Source organism: Pseudoalteromonas sp. MB47 (genome assembly GCF_011319765.1).
Lineage (GTDB): Bacteria > Pseudomonadota > Gammaproteobacteria > Enterobacterales > Alteromonadaceae > Pseudoalteromonas > Pseudoalteromonas simplex.
Window position 1 is genome coordinate 82794 of record NZ_VFBD01000018.1, and the last position, 19949, is coordinate 102742.

Annotated in this window: 20 protein-coding genes; 14 read left to right on the forward strand and 6 right to left on the reverse strand. The window is 37.0% G+C overall.

From position 1 onward, the window contains the following. The first annotated feature begins 80 nt into the window (after positions 1-80). The 14 genes from gspG to IMPJCBKJ_RS09285 are packed head-to-tail and all read left to right on the forward strand — an operon-like array spanning position 81 to position 13429. Positions 81-488, forward strand: a complete 408-nt coding sequence (gene gspG, locus IMPJCBKJ_RS09220; protein ID WP_166339911.1) for a type II secretion system major pseudopilin GspG — start codon at positions 81-83, stop codon at positions 486-488. Next, positions 475-2136 (forward strand): GspE/PulE family protein, encoded by a 1662-nt coding sequence (locus tag IMPJCBKJ_RS09225; protein WP_166339913.1) that lies wholly within the window; start codon positions 475-477, stop codon positions 2134-2136. The genes gspG and IMPJCBKJ_RS09225 overlap by 14 nt, the downstream gene beginning before the upstream one ends. Beyond that, on the forward strand, positions 2133-3323 hold the full coding sequence (locus IMPJCBKJ_RS09230; protein ID WP_166339915.1) for a type II secretion system F family protein: 1191 nt from the start codon (positions 2133-2135) through the stop codon (positions 3321-3323). Before IMPJCBKJ_RS09225 ends, IMPJCBKJ_RS09230 begins: the two co-directional genes overlap by 4 nt. Beyond that, positions 3310-3774 (forward strand): prepilin-type N-terminal cleavage/methylation domain-containing protein, encoded by a 465-nt coding sequence (locus tag IMPJCBKJ_RS09235; RefSeq protein WP_166339917.1) that lies wholly within the window; start codon positions 3310-3312, stop codon positions 3772-3774. Before IMPJCBKJ_RS09230 ends, IMPJCBKJ_RS09235 begins: the two co-directional genes overlap by 14 nt. Further along, positions 3755-4171 (forward strand): prepilin-type N-terminal cleavage/methylation domain-containing protein, encoded by a 417-nt coding sequence (locus IMPJCBKJ_RS09240; protein ID WP_166339919.1) that lies wholly within the window; start codon positions 3755-3757, stop codon positions 4169-4171. Before IMPJCBKJ_RS09235 ends, IMPJCBKJ_RS09240 begins: the two co-directional genes overlap by 20 nt. After that, positions 4152-4832, forward strand: coding sequence for a prepilin-type N-terminal cleavage/methylation domain-containing protein (locus IMPJCBKJ_RS09245; protein WP_166339921.1), 681 nt, complete (start codon positions 4152-4154; stop codon positions 4830-4832). Before IMPJCBKJ_RS09240 ends, IMPJCBKJ_RS09245 begins: the two co-directional genes overlap by 20 nt. Further along, entirely contained in the window at positions 4816-5652 is an 837-nt protein-coding gene (locus IMPJCBKJ_RS09250) for a type II secretion system protein GspK (protein WP_166339923.1), read from the forward strand. The genes IMPJCBKJ_RS09245 and IMPJCBKJ_RS09250 overlap by 17 nt, the downstream gene beginning before the upstream one ends. Further along, positions 5652-6608, forward strand: a complete 957-nt coding sequence (locus tag IMPJCBKJ_RS09255) for a hypothetical protein (RefSeq protein WP_166339925.1) — start codon at positions 5652-5654, stop codon at positions 6606-6608. The genes IMPJCBKJ_RS09250 and IMPJCBKJ_RS09255 overlap by 1 nt, the downstream gene beginning before the upstream one ends. Continuing rightward, positions 6605-7147, forward strand: a complete 543-nt coding sequence (locus IMPJCBKJ_RS09260) for a hypothetical protein (RefSeq protein ID WP_166339927.1) — start codon at positions 6605-6607, stop codon at positions 7145-7147. Before IMPJCBKJ_RS09255 ends, IMPJCBKJ_RS09260 begins: the two co-directional genes overlap by 4 nt. After that, on the forward strand, positions 7144-7638 hold the full coding sequence (locus IMPJCBKJ_RS09265; RefSeq protein WP_166339929.1) for a hypothetical protein: 495 nt from the start codon (positions 7144-7146) through the stop codon (positions 7636-7638). Before IMPJCBKJ_RS09260 ends, IMPJCBKJ_RS09265 begins: the two co-directional genes overlap by 4 nt. Then, entirely contained in the window at positions 7628-9649 is a 2022-nt protein-coding gene (locus IMPJCBKJ_RS09270; RefSeq protein ID WP_166339931.1) for a secretin N-terminal domain-containing protein, read from the forward strand. The genes IMPJCBKJ_RS09265 and IMPJCBKJ_RS09270 overlap by 11 nt, the downstream gene beginning before the upstream one ends. Positions 9650-9655: 6 nt before the next feature. Further along, positions 9656-10903 carry a colanic acid biosynthesis pyruvyl transferase WcaK gene (gene wcaK / locus IMPJCBKJ_RS09275; protein WP_166339933.1) on the forward strand — a complete coding sequence of 416 codons (1248 nt, stop codon included), beginning with the start codon at positions 9656-9658 and terminating at the stop codon, positions 10901-10903. After that, positions 10903-12138, forward strand: a complete 1236-nt coding sequence (locus IMPJCBKJ_RS09280) for a glycosyltransferase (protein WP_166339935.1) — start codon at positions 10903-10905, stop codon at positions 12136-12138. Before wcaK ends, IMPJCBKJ_RS09280 begins: the two co-directional genes overlap by 1 nt. Further along, positions 12128-13429, forward strand: a complete 1302-nt coding sequence (locus IMPJCBKJ_RS09285) for an oligosaccharide flippase family protein (RefSeq protein WP_166339937.1) — start codon at positions 12128-12130, stop codon at positions 13427-13429. The genes IMPJCBKJ_RS09280 and IMPJCBKJ_RS09285 overlap by 11 nt, the downstream gene beginning before the upstream one ends. A gap of 43 nt (positions 13430-13472) precedes the next feature. Here IMPJCBKJ_RS09285 and IMPJCBKJ_RS09290 read toward each other — a convergent pair whose 3' ends face one another. From IMPJCBKJ_RS09290 to IMPJCBKJ_RS09315, 6 genes are all read right to left on the reverse strand, one after another. After that, the gene (locus tag IMPJCBKJ_RS09290) at positions 13473-14837 is read right to left on the reverse strand and encodes a BNR-4 repeat-containing protein (RefSeq protein WP_166339939.1); all 1365 of its coding nucleotides are present in this window, start codon (positions 14835-14837) and stop codon (positions 13473-13475) included. 168 nt (positions 14838-15005) lie between these two features. Next, a complete protein-coding gene (locus IMPJCBKJ_RS09295; RefSeq protein WP_166339941.1) occupies positions 15006-16301 on the reverse strand; it encodes a hypothetical protein in 1296 nt (431 codons plus the stop codon). Then, positions 16285-17010 (reverse strand): WecB/TagA/CpsF family glycosyltransferase, encoded by a 726-nt coding sequence (locus tag IMPJCBKJ_RS09300; protein ID WP_166339943.1) that lies wholly within the window; start codon positions 17008-17010, stop codon positions 16285-16287. The genes IMPJCBKJ_RS09295 and IMPJCBKJ_RS09300 overlap by 17 nt, the downstream gene beginning before the upstream one ends. Beyond that, positions 17007-18059, reverse strand: coding sequence for a glycosyltransferase (locus tag IMPJCBKJ_RS09305; protein ID WP_166339945.1), 1053 nt, complete (start codon positions 18057-18059; stop codon positions 17007-17009). Before IMPJCBKJ_RS09305 ends, IMPJCBKJ_RS09300 begins: the two co-directional genes overlap by 4 nt. Positions 18060-18064: 5 nt before the next feature. Beyond that, complete coding sequence (locus IMPJCBKJ_RS09310; RefSeq protein ID WP_166339947.1) at positions 18065-18892, reverse strand: glycosyltransferase; 828 nt, start codon at positions 18890-18892, stop codon at positions 18065-18067. Continuing rightward, positions 18893-19798, reverse strand: a complete 906-nt coding sequence (locus IMPJCBKJ_RS09315) for a Wzz/FepE/Etk N-terminal domain-containing protein (protein ID WP_166339949.1) — start codon at positions 19796-19798, stop codon at positions 18893-18895. Positions 19799-19949: the final 151 nt, after the last annotated feature.

Below are 19949 nucleotides of genomic sequence, written 5' to 3' on the forward strand. Positions count from 1 at the left end.
TTGTTGCATCGTCAACTAGCTATGGTAAATTTATGGGGCCTTATTGGTCCCTAATTTTAATTGCCTCTCAGGGAAAATTCATGAAAACTAAAAAAAATTATGCAGGCTTCACGCTTGTTGAGCTTTTAATCGTTATGGTTATTTTAGGCCTATTAGCCTCTATTGTCGCGCCAAGGATGTTTAGCAAAGTTGACTCTGCACGAGAAGGAACTGCAAAAGCTCAAATGCAAGTTTTAGCTACAGCTCTTGATTCATATCGTTTAGATATTGGCTATTACCCTGAAGATCTTAATGAGTTATTAAGTAGCGATAAAAACATGTGGGATGGCCCATATTTTCCTCAAAAAATCCCACTTGATCCATGGGGGAATGCTTATTTTTATTCATCAAAATCAGAAGAAACAAGCTCAGAAATGTTCGTGCTGAAGAGTTATGGGCGTGACGGAAAACCCGGTGGTGAAGGTGAAGACGCTGATGTGGAATACTAAAGTTCAGGAATATGTTGTAGAGCATGAACTGTTAGATTCAAAAAGGCTAAAACAAGCACTTGAATACCAATCTACAAGTAATGATTTTTTAGATGTTCTTTTATTAAATTCAGGCTGGATTGATGAAGAGCAACTTTGTGAAATGTATGCTGCTTTGTTGAAATGTTCAAAATGGCAGGGACCTTTGGCACTTGACCATACCAATGTAAAGCAGCTTAGTAACATCAATACAGACTTTTTAATTGAAAACCATCTTATTCCATTAGAGATTGACGATAAAACTATAAAACTAGGTTTTGCCTCTCCTCATAATAATGATGGGTTAGATTACCTAAGGTTTATTGGTTTAAATATTGAGTTTTATGCGTTAACTAAAAAAGACTTTGAACTGCTTAGTGAGCAGTTTAATGCGATTTCAGTTGAACAGCCAGAGCTTGTTGTTTCTTCTGATAACTTAGCAATGCTGAAAGAGTTAGCTCTAGGTGCACCAACGGTAAACTTAGTGAATAGCTTAATTAATAAAGGCGTAAAACTAGGCGCCTCTGACTTACATATTGAGCCTGTCGATGGAAGGTATAGAGCACGATATCGTATCGATGGAATTTTAAAAGAAGCCGACCCAATACCACTAAGCCTACAGTTAGCAGTAATTTCGCGGATTAAAATTTTATCTGGTATGGATATAGCTGAAAAGAGGCGTCCTCAAGATGGTAAAATAGAAATGAAAGCTGGTTCGACGGATTTAGATATTCGTTGTTCAACACTACCACTGGGTTTTGGTGAAAGTGTGGTTATGCGTTTCTTAATAAAGAATGCTGTAAAATTTGATTTAGAAAGACTAGGTTATTCGGAAGATTTAATTAGCTTTATTAACGAAGATTTAAAGCGTACGTCCGGCGTTATTCTCATGACTGGCCCAACTGGTTCAGGTAAAACTACATCACTTTATTCATTTTTAAATAAAATGAATAAGCCTGATGTAAAAATCGTGACTCTAGAAGACCCTGTTGAGTATCAGCTTCCAGGTATAAATCAAGTACAAGTAAATTCAGATATCGGCTTTGACTTCTCGGCAGGTTTAAGAAGTATTGTTCGTCAAGACCCCGACGTAATCATGGTTGGTGAGATCCGTGACAACGAAACTGCAAAAATTGCCTTACAATCAGCACTAACGGGTCACTTAGTATTTAGTACAGTTCATACAAATGATGCACCTTCAGCTTATACTCGATTAATGGATTTAGGTATTGAAGAATATTTATTAAATGCAGGTTTGGTATCAATTATGGCACAGCGACTTGCCAGAACACTTTGTACTCACTGCAAAAAACCTTTAGACCAAGAAGAAAGTCAGCTGCAATTCGAAAAGTATGGCTTACATTCGTTGAATCAAGCACAATACGCCGGACTGCACCAAGCGGTAGGTTGTGAGCACTGTGAACATACCGGTTACGCCGGTCGAGTGGCGTTTTTAGAGTACTTACCATGCGATAATGACGTTAAACGCTTAGCTAAAGATGAAAAGTTACTCGATAACTTATACCAGCTTATGGCAGATAAGAAGCTCCGCAGTTTGAAACAAGATGGGATGTTAAAAGCACTTCAAGGAAAAACTACAATTGAAGAAGTGATGAGGGTAGCTGGGTGAACCAACTATTTAAGTTTAAAGCTTACACCAAAACAGGTGAGTTAACTGAGGGCGAGCTGCATGCCGAAAATGAAGCTGCAGCCGTTCAAGCTTTAAAGAAAGACTATAAACTTGTTGTAAAGGTATCGCCTGAGAAACAAGGCTTTAAGCGTAAGAGAGTAACCCTAGCTGATATGGAGCAGTCGACAAATCAGTTGTCTACGCTTCTGAAAAATGGTTTGAAAATAGATAAAGCGCTAATTGTTTTAGCTAAGTCGAATAGTCAATCTGCAATGGGGGCTATTTGGAATGGTGTGCTTAGTGATATAAAACAAGGTGACCTGTTAAGCGACGCATTAGGCAAAAGGCCTGAGGTCTTTTCGACCTTATTTGTCGAGATGGTAAAGATTGGTGAAAGTACAGGTAACCTTCCACAAGTGTTTTCTCGCTTAAGTCAAAATCTACAATTTCAAAACGCATTACGAAGTAAAATGATTCAGGCTATTACTTACCCATTTTTCATTTTAATTGTTTGCGTGCTAGCAATTTGGGCTATTTTTAATTTTGTTATACCTAGCATGTCCTCAATGTTTGATTCTGTTGAGGATATACCAAGTTACACCCAATTCTTAATTGATGCCTCTAACTGGGTGCAAAGCTATCAAGTGCATATGCTATTAATAATTGTAGCAATTGTTGCCGGTATTGTTTCAGCGCTTCGTAAACCTAGATTAAAGGCTAAGTTACTTGAAGCAACCGTTGCACTGCCTCTCATAAAAACAATTATTAAACAGTCAGATAAAATAAGATTCTCTACTGCACTGCAACTAACGCTTGAAAGCGGTGTGAGTTTGTCATCTGGTTTAGAGCTTGCCGCAGAGACCGTTATTAGCCCTACTTTGAGGGATAAACTCAGAAGCAGTGTTATTTCTGTATCTTCAGGGAGTGAGCTAAGTACAGAATTGGCAAAATTAGGGTTGTTTGATGATATTGGTATTTCATTAATTTCAGTTGGTGAGGAAAGTGGTACTTTAACTAGTTCATTTACCGAAATATCACAACGCTCTCGTTTAAGCTTTGAGCAGTGGTTGACACGTTTTACTGCAATGCTTGAGCCTCTTTTAATCCTTTTCATGGGTGGTATTGTTGGTTCTGTTGTAATCACCATGCTACTAAGCATAGTGTCTATAAACGATGTATCTTTCTAAAAGCGCTGGCTTCACACTTGTTGAGTTATTAATTGTTATGGTCTTAATTGGCCTAGCTAGCTCTTTTGTGTTGCCTAATATGTGGCAACAACTTGAGCAAACAAAGCGCTACGGGGAGCGTAAGCAGCTAATCGAAGCTGTTAAGTTCGCCAAACAATATAGTGTATATAAAGGAGTAGAGTTAAAAATAAATCTAAGCAATAACTCATTAGAGATCACAGATTTATCAATAAATAAAAGCCAGAACGTGAAGCAAGCTGCTGAACTAGTGCAAAACGAACCGAATAATCCAAAAAATACAGCTGAAAATACTGTCTTAAAAAAAGTTACTTTCGAAACAATGACCTTTGAAAACTCGAGTTTTATTGTCAGTGCTAAAACCTACTTCAAAAAATTAGCAATTAAAGCAACTTTCGATAATAAGAATGAAAATGAAATTATTGAAATATAATCGAGGTATGACGCTAATTGAAGTATTGATTGCGTCAGTTATCTTGTTCATTGCAATTAGCGCTATGAGTTATGTTACTCGCTCAACCTCGCTTCATGAAATGCGTTTATCACGCCATATAGATAGGGCTTTGTTAGGTGAATTTGTAAAAGATTATGTTGCATACCAATATCAATATAATGATTCCGAGACAGGTTCTTATACAATCAACAACAGTGAGTTTACATGGCAAGTAACGGTATTAGATGAAAAACCACCGTTACGAAGTATATCTAATGAAATATCTGATTCTGATAATCAAAATACAGGTAATTTGATACTTTACGAAATTCAGGTAAAGGTCAAAAATGAAGAAAAAGTCATATTGAGAGTAAAAGATGTTTATTGGAAGAATTAAGCTGCAAGGAGCTTTTACCCTCGTTGAGGTATTAATCGCGATGGTTATTTTCTCGTTAGTAATGACTCTCGCTGTAAGCAGTTATCGATATTCGATTTTAAATTTAACAAAGCAAGATAAGTCGCGCAGTGTTGATGTATTAACAACTACCAAGCTTATAAATAACCAAGTTCGAGCTTTAAAGCCATTTTTTCACACCAATCAAGAAGGAGCTAAAACCCCTTTTTTTATAGGTGAAGAAAAGTCTATGTTGTTTATTACTGAGTCTCCCATTATTGTTTCATCGCCAATCGCCGTTGCAGCGCTAGTAATTGAAGAAAATAGGCTTGAATATTGTGAAGTACCTTTTGGCAGTTTCCCTTTATATCAGCCTCCAAGCACGTTTCCATGTGACGAAAAGCTCACTTACCTAGATGCTAACGAAGTTGAAATCAGCTACTTTGGTTGGAAGAATCGTTTTGAACTAGATGACTTTTATTCAGAGTACCTCAATGTAAATGTTAAACCATCACCAACGTGGTACAGCACATTTGAAGGGAGTAAAAGGGGGCTTGTTCCTATGTTCGTAAAGATCGCTAGCGATAAAAACTCAGATATTATTCTACAAATCCCAGAGGTTAACCCTTACCAGCAAGGAGCCAGCAATGCGTTTGAAGGCTAAGCAGCAAGGGGTCGCATTATTTATGGTTCTTATGATTACTGCAATTATGGCTGTCATCATGATTTATATGTCTTCGAGAGGGCAAAATAATGCACGATTAACTGGACTAATAAAGCAAAATACCGATGCAGTATTAGAGCTTGAATCTGCGCAAGCTGAAATAGTGTTTGATTATATGACTAGCTCATTTGGTATTTTGGGGCCTCGCCAAGACTTTCAGGGGCAACCCGTTTCTAATACGATGACGCAAGACTTTAAAGGCGGCATCAAAGAACATGAAAATTTCACTGTGAAAGTACAAGATATTGGAGGCTTGGTCTCTATTTTGCCCTATAACGAAAAAGACTTTTTAAAGTTGTTGACCAACAATGGCTTAAGTACAGAAAAGATCCCAAGAGTTAAAGACAGACTTAAGGACTGGCAAGATGCAGATAACCTTACACATATCGAAGGGGCAGAAAAAGGGGATTACGCCGAGCCTAATTTACCAACTAACGCGACAATACAAAGTATAAAAGAGCTTGAATATATTATTGAAGATAACGAAATTTACACGAAAATTGAGCCCTATTTAGTTTTGTATTCAGGGGATTACATTGTTCGACAATACATGCCGAATTCTTTATACTCTGCCCTTGGTCTTACGGTTCCTGATGAGCGAAATGCTCCGATAGAAGGGGGCAGTTACCCAAGTGGTCGATATAAAATAGAAATAACCTTTACTAAAAATTTGTCGATTACAAAATCGTTTACGCTACTGAGGGGAGTTGACTCCTTTCGTCCATATTTTATAACTGATGATGAGCTAATTTTTCAATAATGAAACGCCTGTTACAAAAGTTACGCTTAACTTCTTCGTTATGTCACTATAAATATCACCTAACAGCAGACCTTGAAGTTAAAAAAACAGCCAATAAAAAGTCTGCAAATATGCTGCTAACAGCATGTTTTCTTGATAGAGATTTATTTTGGGCAACAACAAGAACCTACAATAACACTAATTTATTGCAACTGAACGCCATCATTAAAGCTGAGAAACTTCAGCTTCCGCCAATGGAAGGGCACTTTGGTTGGAGCATCCAACAATTAAATAATAACTCAATAGAAGTAAGCTATTTCGTTATTCCTGACCATGTTATGAATAACGTTCCTCGAGATTGTAAATTAATTATGCCTTTGTTCGACAAAGACGAAGAGCGAAACTTATACCCACTTTCTATTAACCACAACAAAAAACCAAGCCAGTTAAAAGCAATTGAAGATATCAGTTGGATTAACTTACCTGGACTATTTTTAAATAGAAGTGAAGCATCTGATAAAGTTGAAAAATTAAAATCAAAGCATTTAGTTATCGCTTTACTTGGTATTCTGGGTCTCACAGGCGCTGCCTTGAGTGCTTATTTGATGGTTGCTACAAATTACTATGAATCTGTAAAGCATGAGCACAGAGAAAGTGTCAACCAAGTTTTGGCTTTAAAGCAAGAGTTCAACAACAAACAACAGCAAACTACTGGCTTGGTTAAATTTTTAACTGAAAACCCTAACGTTTTAGACATATTCAGTCGCCTAGATATTTCTTCAGAAGATATGTTTATTGATAGAGTTAATATTATAAACACAGGGTTCAGAATGAGCGGCTCTACGAGTAAATCAGCGACGACATTGCTACAACAGCTCGTTCAATCTCCATCAATTAAGGAAGCAAAGTTTACTAGGCCTGTTACCAAAAACAGCTTAGACGAAGAAGTATTTTCGATTGAGGTGGTATGGAAATGAACAAAGATGCTATTTCAATAAAAACAGTTGGCCTAAGTTTAATTGCATTATTGCTGTCATTGGAATTTGTTTTCTTTCCGTGGTTAGATTGGTTAGATGAAAAAAAGCAAGAACTTAATAATGTAAAAGCTTTCGTAAATAAGCAAGAACGAGCTTTAGATTCAAAAGATAACTTAACTAGTTACCTTGAAGAGTTTAGTAAACACCTTGGCGAAATTGATAAAATACCTACGCTTAAAGAAAAGCAAGATCCGGCTTTATTTTGGCTAACTGCCGTTGATTCTGTTGTTGCTAAATACGAGGTCAATGTAGACAATAAAGCCCCACAGCGTGAAGTAGCTATTAATGATACTTATGCAGTATACACGGGCAGATTAAACATCTCTGGCGAAGCTAATCTAATTCTCAATTTAATTTATGAGTTAGAGAATATCGAACAAGGCAATCGGGTAAGGCAAATATCAATGTTTCGCGACAAAGCGCAGCCTGATGTAATTCGAGCTAACATTGAGTTTATACGGGTGTTTAAGCGACAATGAAAAATATAATTATCTTAATCTTTGCTGTGATTAGCATTTTGCTCTGGGTTAGCGATTTTCTTTTTGAGGATAAGCTAACAGCAGATAAACAAATAGATGAACCATTACCTGTCATAACAAAAGACATAAGCGCAACTCAATTTAATGTTGAAGGGCTTGCTGACATTTTAGGTATTAACTTTGCGAGAATAAAAGATAAGCAGCAAGACGCACTGCCAGATGTTTTTGATATTTCGATTTCTTTAATCTCTATTCATACCTCAGGCGGCTTTGCAAAAGCGAGGTTGAGAATTACAGGTGAAAATAATAAAGAAACTGTGGTTGACGCTGTTAAAGGTGATAAATTTCATTCTTTAGAATTAAAGTCGATAATGTCGACGGGTGTTGAGTTAATAAATAACGAAAAAGAGTACTTGTTAAAAATGTATAAGCCACAGGTCATTAATATCACAAGGACTGAGAACGTAGAGGAAGTTTCAAATGAAAAGTAGTCCATATAAAAGCACGCTTTTACTTGCACTAGCGTTAGCCGTGTCTGGTTGTGTTCAAACTGGTGGACTGCAAGGAAAGGATTTGAAGGTTGAAAGGTCTATCCTAAAACAAGATCTAACCAAAAATGAATCTCAGTCAGAGGCAGCTCAAAGTGATGAGGCTCCAAATAGCTTTAATGCCGTTAAAGTACAAGATTTAGGTGGCATCTCAAAATTAAAAGAAGACGCGAAAAAGCCACCAGAGTTAACTGGTGAGCCAATTACGTTTGCCGCTGATGAAATCTCAGTAAAAGAGTTTACAAGTCGCGTATTTGACGAGCTTTTAAAATTAAATTATGTAATGGCTCCGCAGTTGGCGGCCTCTAATGAAAAAATTACCTTAAATATCTCTACTCCAATTGAGCGCTCTGAATTTTACAAAGTAGTTGTGAAAACCCTTGAAGAGAGCGCTATTCAAACACTTCGTAAAGACGACATCATTTATTTATCTAAAGTGACCGGTAGCTCGCAGAAAAACTCAATTGGCATTGGTATAGGTGGCGAAGCGGCAGATGTGCCAGATATGGCCGGTGCAATCACTCAAATTGTTCCTTATATGTATAGCGGCAGTCGAAATATTTCGAGCATCATGGGTAAACTCTCAACTGCAACAATTACCGTTCAATCACTACAAAAGCTTATTATTGTTGAAGGTGATCGTGCTGAAATTCTTAGGGCGTTACGAATCATTAAAATGCTTGATGTACCTAGAGCGTATGGCCGTGAAATTCGTCTTGTTGAGTTTGCTCATATTTCTCCAATTGAAGGTATTGAGCAAATACGTGAATTGTTAGCTGAAGATGGCATGCTTGTTTCAACTGACGGTGATGTATCGTTTGTTCCAATTCCTAGAATTAATGCGTTTGTTGCATATGCTGCAAATGAGGAAATAGTAAATCGTATTATTTTTTGGGCAAACAAAATTGATGTGCCGATTGCCGGTGATGAAAGACAGTACTTTGTATATAAACCAAAATATGCAAAGGCAGAAACTATGCTCGAGTCGATCAGTAGTTTATTACTCGGTGGTTCAAATAGAAGTGCTGCAACGAATCAAGATCAAGGGAGTGCTGAGCAAGGAAATAGGGGGCGTAAGACCTCTGTTGATGCAGGTCCAATGCGATTTAGTTTAGATCGCCAACAAAACGCACTGATTTTTTACACTACTAATGATGAGTACCGTTTGGTTGAATCTTTACTTAAAAAAATGGATGTTTTACCAGGCCAAGTTATTTTAGATGTGACCATCCTTGAAGTTAATTTAAGTGATGATATGTCGTCAGGTATCGATTGGGTTTATAACTCATTAAGTGAAGACAGTGACAGCACGCTGTTAAACCTTGCAAGCAGTGGCTCAATTTCTTCAACGATTATCAAAGGAGATTGGCAAGCTAAACTTAATTGGAGTAACAGTACAGGTAATACGCGTGTTCTATCAAGACCTTATATGATAGTACGAGACGGAGAATCTGCGAGTATTTCTTCAGGTGATCAGGTGCCAATCGTGACTCAAACGGTAGAAGATATTGGGGATAGCAACTCAGTTTCAAACTCTATTCAATATCGCTCTACGGGTGTAAATGTAGCTATCACCCCTATTATTAATTCTCAAGGTGTTATTTCTTTGAGTGTTGCTATGTCAGTAAGTAATGCACAACCAAATGAAACCAGTGGTGCTGATACACCGGTTATAACTAACAGAGCCATTTCAACTGAAATTTTATCGGCTGATGGCCAAACTGTTGCTTTGGGCGGTCTTATCCAAGAAACAAAAGCAGACAATAACAATGGTGTGCCATTATTAAGTGAATTACCTCTGTTAGGTGGCTTATTTTCAAGCAAGAGCGATTCAAATAGCCGTACAGAGCTAGTGATGTTAATTACAACTAAGGTTGTTAATGATTCGAGTGAAGTTGATGAGTTTAGCGAAGCAATGTCAAAACTCTACAGCACTCCAATTACAATTAAGTAAAGAAATATGAAGTTATTATTAGTGGGAAACCATACCTGTGGAAACCGAGGGGATGGTGCAATTATCAGAGGTTTAATTGCTGAGCTAACTGAGCAGCGACCTGATATAAAAATTGATGCCTATAGTCGTTTCCCAATCAGTTCAAGTTATTTACTTGGACAAACACTGACTATGGATCCGCTCGATCAGTATCATGATTCAAGTGCTAGTGGATTTTTTGGTCGTTTGTGGAAAAAGTATAGTAGGCGTTTCCTCGGCTATCACTTAGCCAGCAAATTAAATAAGCATGGCTCGCAAAAGCTGCCAAAGCATGTCGAAAATCAAATAGATGCTTTATCTCAGTATGATGCAATTATTCAAGTGGGCGGGTCATTTTTTGTCGATTTATATGGCCCAGCTCAGTTTGAGCATGCATTGTGTGCATTGCTTGCGAAGAAAAAGTTGTTTTTATTAGGTCACTCGGTAGGTCCGTTTGCCAGCAAGAAATATTCAAAGTTAGCAAACCAAGTTTTTTCTCTTGTCGATGAATTAGCATTAAGAGAGAGCTTGAGTTTAAACTACATGAATCAAGCTGGTATCTCAAGTAGCAAGGTAACTGATGGTGCAGATACCGCATGGGTAGTGCCTAATAAGTCTGTTACAATTCCGGCTCATATTGAACTGTTAACAAAAACAGCACCAACGATTGCTATTACATTACGTGAATTAGCACCATTTGATAAACGACTAGGTGTTACTCAGCAACAATATGAGCAACATTTTGCTCAGTTAATAGATGAACTGATTAGTGACGGATACAACGTTGTTCTGTGCTCTACTTGTACAGGCATCGGTGGATATCATCGTGATGATCGTATGACAGCCTTAAAAGTTCAAAAGCTAGTTTCAAATAAGCAAATGTGCCATGTCATTATGGACGAACTTAATGATGTTGAGTTAGGTACTTTCTTAAGCTTGTGTACATTAACGATCGGTACGCGTCTTCATAGTGCAATTATTTCAATGAATTTTGGTACACCTGCTGTTGCTTTGAACTATGAGCACAAATCGAAGGGGATCATGGCCCAATTAGATTTACCTGAGTTATCAAAAGATGTTTCAAGTTTGTTTGATGGCGATTTGTTAACCTCAGTTAGAAGCCTTTTGAGCAATATTGAGCAAGTAAATGACAATATGGGTCTACAGGTCGAAAAAGAAAGACAAAAAGTTAGAGATATGGTGACACGTGTTTTAACTAAAATTGAGCAGGGTTAATGAGAGTTACTTTTTTCCTAAATCAATTTCCTGTTGCATCCGAGACCTTTGTAATCAATCAGATCATAGGTTTGATAAATCGTGGTGCTGATGTTCGTATTATCTCTATTTGCAAAGGCGACTTGAGCAATAGCCACAAAGCTGTCAGTGATTATAACTTGTTAGATAAAACAACTTATCTAACGAATGAGTTAGTTACCGATAGCACACTTAAAACACGACTTAAAAGAATTAGTAATTTAGCTTGGCCTCGTAATATCTCAAATAAGTTGGCCGCATTAAACGTTTCTCGTTTTGGTATACATAGCAAGTCATTACTATTGCCGAGTATTGTAACAAGAGCAGAGACACTGATTGAATCTGATGTGTTTGTTGCTCATTTTGGCACTGCAGCTGTTGTTGCAAACAAAATGCGAGAGCTTGGTTTATTAAAAGGTAAATTGGTTACTGTGTTTCATGGTGCCGATATCTCAGTAAAAGCCATTTTGGATGTTTTCAAGCATGATTATGAAAACCTCTTCAAAACTGGCGAGTTAATGCTGCCTATTAGTGAGCTGTGGCAAAAAAAGCTTATCTCGTTAGGTTGTGCGCCTAATAAGATCACCGTTAATCGTATGGGCATAAATAGTGATCAATTTAAGTGCAGAGAATTAGATAAACCAATTTCTAAGCCGCTAAAAATTATCAGTGTCGCTCGCTTCATCGAAAAGAAAGGGTTGGCTGATGCTTTAGATGCAATGGCTGAGTTACAAAAGCGTGGTGTTGATTTTGAGTATCAGATTGTTGGTGATGGTGATTTAAAAGCACAGATTATTCAGCAAATCGAACGGCTTCAACTTTCAAACAGCGTAAAACTATTGGGTTTTCAGCCGCAAGAGAAAATAGCACAGTTGCTAAACGAAGCTGACGCTTTCTTATTGCCGTCGGTTGTCGCTGAAAACGGTGATATGGAAGGTATTCCTGTTGCATTAATGGAAGCGATGGCAATGGGCTTAATCACCATTTCTACTTATCATAGTGGCATACCCGAGCTAATTACTCATAATGAGAGTGGTTTACTTGCTCAAGAGCATGCTCCAATAGAGCTTGCTGACTCAATAGAAAGACTTGTAAATGGTCAAATCGACATTGAAAAAATGAGAGCAACAGCCAAAGAAAAAGTTGAACAGAATTTTGAGCAGTCCAAGCTATATACTCAATTATTGGATATTCTGGTCAAATTAAATGAGCACTAAAAAGCAAGGCATATGGTTACTAGCGTCATCAGCAATATCTGGCGCAGTACAGTTTGCTGTCTTTGCAATGTTAGCTTATTACACCAATCCACAAGTGATTGGTGTACTTGCTATAATAAACGTGTTTTTAGCGATTGCCTATCTTGTACAAGATATGGGATTGTCTAACTATTTCATCTACAAACAAACATTAACTCGTTCAGAAAGCTCGGCATTGTACTATACAAACGTATTTTTAGGAGCTGGTGCTGGCGGGCTAATTGCGTTAATTGCTTTGCCAGTTGCAAATTTTTATGAGTCAAAAGATATAGCCGAAAGCTTATACATAATGGCTTTTAACTTTGTTCTGTTAGGCCTAAGCGCACAGTATCAAGCTAACTTTATAAAATCAGAAAAGAACGTCGCACTCGCTAAAATAGATATTGTGACTAAGCTTTGCTTATTAATTTTTACCTTTGGTTTTATAAAAATAGGCATACCGAGTATTTTCCCTTACCTGTATGCATTTTTAGCTACTAACAGCTTAAGATATATGCTGTTTTTGTTTTTTGCAGAAAAGTCATGGCACCCTACATATAAAGTTGACTTTACAATCGTTAAACCTGCACTTGCATTTGGCGGTTTTCAAATGGGTTCACAAATTTTGAATCAAGTTAGAGCGCAGTTAGATCAACTGATCATTGGTAAATTAATGGGGGTTGAGGTTCTAGGACTGTATTCATTTGCAAAAGAATTACTTATGCAGCCAATTAAGTTCATTAGGATCCTTATTGCTAGGCTGGTTTACCCAAAGCTTGCAAAATTACAGGACCAAGGCAAACAGTTTTACGATACTTTTGAGCGTTCAGTAAGGCTCTTAACGGCGATGAACAGTGCTGTGTATCTCATCTTCCTTGGTGGACTCACTCTTGCGGTGTGGTTGTTCTTTGAACAGTATCAGCAGTCAATACCTCTCTTATATGCTTTATTTATAATTGGTTGTGTTGCACCGTTTGGCTCATTGCTTGGGATGGCAGCTCAAGCCAAAGGTAATACAAAAATAGAGTTCCAGTGGAACCTTCTCTCATCATCAATCAGCATTTGTGCGTTGTTAATATTGACTCAGCTGAAAAGCATCAGTTTGTTTGCCTTTGGGGTTGCAGCATTACAAATGATTATGACTGCAAGTGCGTTATTCTTCTTTAGTAAAGGGGATAGCGGTTTACCCAAAAGAACATATCTTTTCATGTTCTTAATGAATGTGCTCATGTATTTGACGGTAAATGGGTTGTATCAGCTGTTTTTAAACTAAGTTTAATACAACCCTGGGCATAAATTACTTTTTCCTGTATTAGCTAATCTATGGGTTGTATTAATAGTTCAGACAGCTTTTGCTCATTAACTAAGCTACTTAAATAAAGAGTTGGCTTATCATCAAAAGAGATAACAGAAAGTCTTATATCTTCAGCAGAACTCGACTGTAACAGCTCACTTTGCCAAGTAGAGCTTGTAAATTTGCGTTTAATTACAAAAGCCCCCTCATTTTTTACTGCATAGTAAATAGCAATAGAGTCTTCATCTGTGGTGATATCTAAAGTTGAAAAAGTAGTATTGTTGCTAGATGAAAGTACAACTTCAGGCTTGCTCCACTTACCTTGTTCCCAGCGAGTTAACTTAATTTGATGTTTAGAAGCGTTAATTTCTCTGTACGCGACACAAGGAGAGCAGTATGTACTATCTACAACTAATTTGGCCATTTGAATATAAGCATCTTTATTTGGAGATGAACTTTCATAGATCATGTTAGGGTGGCTTTGAATGTTTTCTAGAGAGACTGGTGGGGTAATTAACGAGCCATCTGCAAAGTAAAAAGATTGGGTATTTTCATTATATGTGATGTAGCTACCATAATACCTTTTGGCACTTGTCGTATTTATAGACCACTGCCATAAAATGTGAACAACCCCATAACGATCAATATAGATGTCATCTGGGTAAACAGGCGCATCAAAACCGTGTTTACTTTTAGTATTTTCTGCAAAAGTAGAAACCTTGCTCCATTTTTTAAGCTGGTGTTTCCACAAATAAAGCTCACCAGCACCTTCATAATTAACTATGTCAGCACGAGGAATTATGTGAGGTAAATTTCGAACAATAAGATAAATATCGCCAGACGTACTTGTAGCTGCAATGGGATAAGTAAACCTTCCTTGGTTTTTGAAGTTATACTTTAGTTCCAACTCTTCTGAAGATTGTAAATTATTAAAGTAGCAACAGCCTTCGATATCGTTATGCATGTCAGCAAATAGGTGGACAACACCACTGCCATCAACAGCAATACTGGGCTGCTTGTGGCCAAAATTATCACAGCTCCTCCATAACTTGCTGTGTTCCTGTGCATTCAGGTATTGCCAATTTTCTTCATTGTTTTTAAACGCGACAGTTACATAATGTGTACTGTTGCTTTCGCATTTACTACTTAGTTCTCCCTCGCTGTTAAAGGCGATATATAATGTGTCGTTAGCACTAGCTATAGGTTTCCACCACCCAGCCCTATTAGAGTCATCAATAGCAAAAGTAGTGATCTTTTCATCTACTTGAGCTTTTTGAGTTATATTTGCTGTTAACTCACTATCTGTGAGTTTTTGGCTTTCTGAGTTACAGCCAGGTATTAGCAGTAAGATAATAAATATGTGTACGCACTTATTTATGATAAGCATGGTAAATCCCTTAAGTAGATTCCAAGACTAAAGGTTGAATATTAGCCTAAATGTAGCAGGGCTAATTGATGCTTGATAGGTACAGAGAGATGAAAATAAGGATTGTTGTTAAAAGCCTTTAAAATTAAACAATAACTAAAATAAGAGCACTTTCACGTAAGGCATTAATTATTGATAAGCCACATTAGGCTTACTTAGTTTCGATTGCTTTTTTATCAATGTATTGATGTAAGAGGTTAAAGAGATTAAAAAACAAGACCAAAGTGCAGAACGATAAGCATCTATTGGCGTGCCAGTAAATGAATATAAAGAGGCGGCAACAAAAGCGATGTGACAAGCAATGCTTAGTTGAAAAGTCTGAAAGTTTAAAAGGCCATTACGGTAAAGCTTGGTAGCATTAATACAAACAGCAAGCGAGTACCAATAGAAGGTGATAATCACACTTAAAAAAGCGATAAGGCCAAACATTCCATAGCGGAAAAGATAATCTAAATACGAGTTTTCAATAATAAACCCTTCAAGAGCTAAGGGTGAACCTTTATACCAATACTTTAGGCTTTCAGTAAGCGCAATAATGGTTTGATTAGTTCTTGTTGATGTTGAGCCATCTAATTTACCTTCAAGTGATAGCTCAATAAAACGTGTTACATAATCAAGATTGACCTCAAAATAGAGAACCAAAAAAACCAAAAGTGATAGTAAAGCAGCCATACTAAAGAGTATTTTATTAGCAATACCCAGTCTTAAAATAGCAGATAAGAAAGTAAAATAGAGTAAAATTAAAACGGTTGCTAAATAACCTGTTTTAGATTGCGATAAGAAAATAGCGAGCAACGCAAAAATAATTAATATGAATGCACTAAATCGACTTTTACCCAAGAAAAACTCAATGATCAAAATAGCTAAAAAGAAGCTCAAAAAGTAGCAAGTTATATAAACCCAATCAAATGTTCCTGGCGCTCTTACGCCAAAGCCTTCATACACTTCTTTAGAGTTAAAAAGCATTAATACAGCTATGTCGCCAAGAATAATTTGCAAAGCGATAAAAGCTAACTGCATTAAAAAAATAATCAATAAAGTGCTTTTGATTCTAGCTGAATCTGTTAAATCAAAATGTGCCGTTAAAAACGAGTAAAAAAATACGACAAAAAGAAAGAGCAAAAAGGGCTTTATAAGTACTGAAACATGAAAAAAAGAAAAGCTCGGCACATTAAAACTAAATGTAATGAGCATGGCAATTAAAGGAAAAAAGTATATATAGGCTACATTAGGGACCTTGATAGTTGTTCTTGTTGCAAACGTTACTATCAGAAAATAACCCAACATGACAAAAAAGAACGTTTTTTGCGCAGTGTGCTCATCTAAACCTGGAACAATATAAGTTGGCCAGTAGCAAAGTATAAACAAGGTTGATAGCGTTAGCCATTGTGCCGTGCTTATAGCTGAATTACTTTTTTGCTGCATGGGTCCTGATCATCGTGCTTAAGTAAGAAAAAATAAACTTAGGGTAAACCTTTAACACTCTATCTCGTACATGTTTATGCATCACTATACGTTGTAACCAGCGTAAACCAAATTTTTTGATTAATGGATGATAATAATCAGGCTTAATAGATGTTTGGGTTAAAAAGCCTCCACAGGTAATGATGACAGCCGGGTGCTTTAAGTTGTCTTTCAAATATATAGAAAAGCGTTCTTGATACGGAGTCCCCATACCAACAAGAACAACATCAATATCGAGCTCATTTAAGTCGGAGGCTGTTTGCTCATTGCTTTCAATATAGCCATTGCGATGATAAACCACATTTAAGCTAGGATATTGTTGCTTTAATACTGTAACCGCAAGGGTGTTTTCTTCTTCAGTTGCGCCAATAATTGCGATTCTTTTATTTGTATCAGCGACTGATTGTAAAAATGTACCTGCAATTGAACTGTAATCAAAACTTGCTCGTGTGATCTTAGGCAAAAATAGGTTGTGTAGGTGGCAAAGCAAAGAGCCATCCGAAAAATAATAGTCTACACCGTCTATCAAGTTGTCATCTTTTGCCACTTCATAATATGAAAAAGGGTTCAAAAAAGAGATAACAGTTGAACGCTTCGATTCAAAGGCTTGATGACTTGTTTGCGTGAAAACCTCACCAGAGAGGAGCTTTGTATTTAAGTTTTGATTCATAATATTGATTTAAATAATGAGTAGTAATTGGCAGCAGCAGCCTCAAGCAAAAAGCTACTCACGTCTGGAGAAGCAAGTTGTTCAGATTTATCATCTTCAAACGCATTTATATAGTCGGCAAATTTATCTTTGTCTTCAAAATTCGCCAAATAACCAGATTTTCCGTTGGCGGTTAATTCTTTTGGGCCATACCGGCAATCAAATGCGATTATTGGCGTTTGCAAGAATGCCGCTTCAACTAATACAGTAGGAAGCCCCTCCCAGCGTGAAGGAAGTAAAATTGCTTTTGCATGTTGAATATATTTATAAGGGTTATCCGTAGCACCATGAAGAATAATGTTATTGCTCAGTTGCTTCTCAGCAATTAGAGTTGTTAATAAGTCACGGTCTGGGCCATCACCTAAAATAACCACTTTTATGTTCTCATGTCGCGTTTTTACATCAGCAATAATATCAACTAAAAAGTCGTAGCCTTTTTGAAAATGCAATCGTCCTACACATACATAGTAATCGGAATACTCAACACTCTCTTTAGCGCGGTTTATAAGGCTAGGATCAAGCACAGGATTATAGATTCTTATTAAATCTTGTTTTCTTGCAACGTTAAAGTCGGTTAAGTTATCTTTGATCCCTTCAGAAACACATACAATTTTATCAACTTGGCGATACAAGAGAGTTGCAGCTAAACGTCGTAAAACGTTTTTAAGCTTTCCTTCTTGAGGTAGGTTAATTGGCACGTGCTGTACCGCAACTGTTTTGATATTTCTGGGTGCCACAAAAGCAAACCGAGATAAACCACCTTTAGTAAATACAATCAGGTCAGGGCTAAGTTGAGAAACACAGTGACGAAAACCGCTAAAATCAAACCGACCTGCTAATTGATGTATATGTCCTAAATGTTGGTATCGATCATATAGTTCACCTTGGGTATTAAGGCAGATGATAGAAATTGAGCAATCATGATATTGTTTAAGCCCAATAATAAGTTGCTCGGTGACGCGTTCAACACCACCTAATGAAAAGTCTTCTAAAACAAAAGCAATATGCATTTTGGCTATTTTCCTAATATTTTTTTGATGTTATGGAAAATAGAATACTTATAAATATCACTGTGCGAGCGGAATAATAAATTGATAGGCACCCAATCGCCTTTAATGATAGCTTGCCAACATTGCATGGCATTAGCTTGCTTTCTATTGAGTAAAGAAGCATGTTTATCTAGAAATTGTTGAAAGCCGATTAACCTGTTAGGTGAACGAGTTATGCTTACTTCACTTTGCTCTTCGTGTTGCAAGTAGGTCGACTCGGGAAGCTTTAAGCCTTTACCAAACTGTTTAAAAAATCGTACCCATGTGTCGTAGTCTTGCCATGCTTTAAACCCAGCATCAAAACCACCAATTTGTTTTAATTTTTCAGTTTCACAAAACAATTGATTGCCGACTTTATTAACAACTAGTAAATCATCGAGAGTTAGCTCACCAACAAAAAAAGTGTGTGGAGTTTGTTTGTCGCCTTTGCAAATAGTGACAGGTGTACAGAGCGATGTGTATTCTGCTTGCCAATTTTCTAAAAAATAAGATAAGCGGTTAGCCGTAAATTCATCATCGTCATCAAGGCCAGTAATAAACTCACCTTTGGCATTTTGAATCGCTAAATTACGAGCCGCACAGGCGCCTTTAGCTTCTTCATGGTGAAACACACGAACTCGACTATTTTGTTCTGCCAGTTTATCTAGGTAAGCACGAGTGCTATCTTTAGAGCCATCATTTACGATTATCAGCTCCCAATTAGCGTAGTTTTGATTAAATACGCTTTGCACGGCTCTTTTCAGGTTTTCAACTCTATTATGAGTTGGCATGTATATAGTAACTAGTTCGCTCACTTAGCGGCCTCTGTAAAATCTGATTAAGCCAATAAAACAGCCTAAAATGCCAGCTAGTAAAATGCTAACAACTACAATTAAAGCACGTCGAGGGCCCGACTTTTCTTCAGCGACAATAGCAGGATCTAACGTTGTAAAAATATACTCGCTTTTTATTTCGGTTAGCATTTTGTTTTTCGTTTGCTCTTCAATTAAGCGATAAAACATTGAGCGCATGTCAGCAACGTTAGTTTGTTGTAGCTTTTCTTCGAGGTATTTTATGCTCTTATCTGACTGCTCTATGTCAAATTTTTGCATTTGATTGTTTATGTCTTTAATAATGTTTTCAACAACAAATTGCGCAGTTTTAGGCGAGGGGTGTTCATAAGTGATACTGATTAAACCGCCACGCACTTTTTCAATAATAAGGTTTTCAGTAAGTACTTTATAGGTTCGCCATTCAAGGCTTACTTCATCAGATAGCTTAAAAGTTTGGCTATTTGCATCATAAATTTCATCGTTGTAAGTAACGGTATTGGTTTCTTTATTCCAGCTCTCTACAGCTAAAATATCAACGGTGAGGTTATGCTTATTGATAAATGAATATAAAAACTCTTTTGTGAGGATTTTTGCTTGTGCAACTTCGGTTTTAAAGCCTTTGCTATCTAGCCCACCTAAACCGGCAAGTGTTGCTAAGCCATCAAGTTGTGACCCCATTTCACTACTATTGCCTTGTAGGCTTTCGGTAGGGGCTAATAAAGCTTCAGAGCGATACACATTAGGCGTATTAATTGCTACAAGAACAGCAATAACGGCTGCAATCAAGCACATAGCAATAATATAGATTTTGAAAGACCAAATAGAGGCGATTATCTCACCTAACTCTGGGGGAGAAACAACATTGTTATTAGCGTCTTTATCGAGCATCTGTTCAAAACCTTTTGGCACATATCTAGAATTTTAACTTGCGAATTATACCTAACTTTCTTGAGGTTACTAGTAGCGGTCACTAAGCAAGAGTAATTAAGCAAAAACATAAACTGATCATGTAATGTGTAATTAATCTGCATAATCCGTT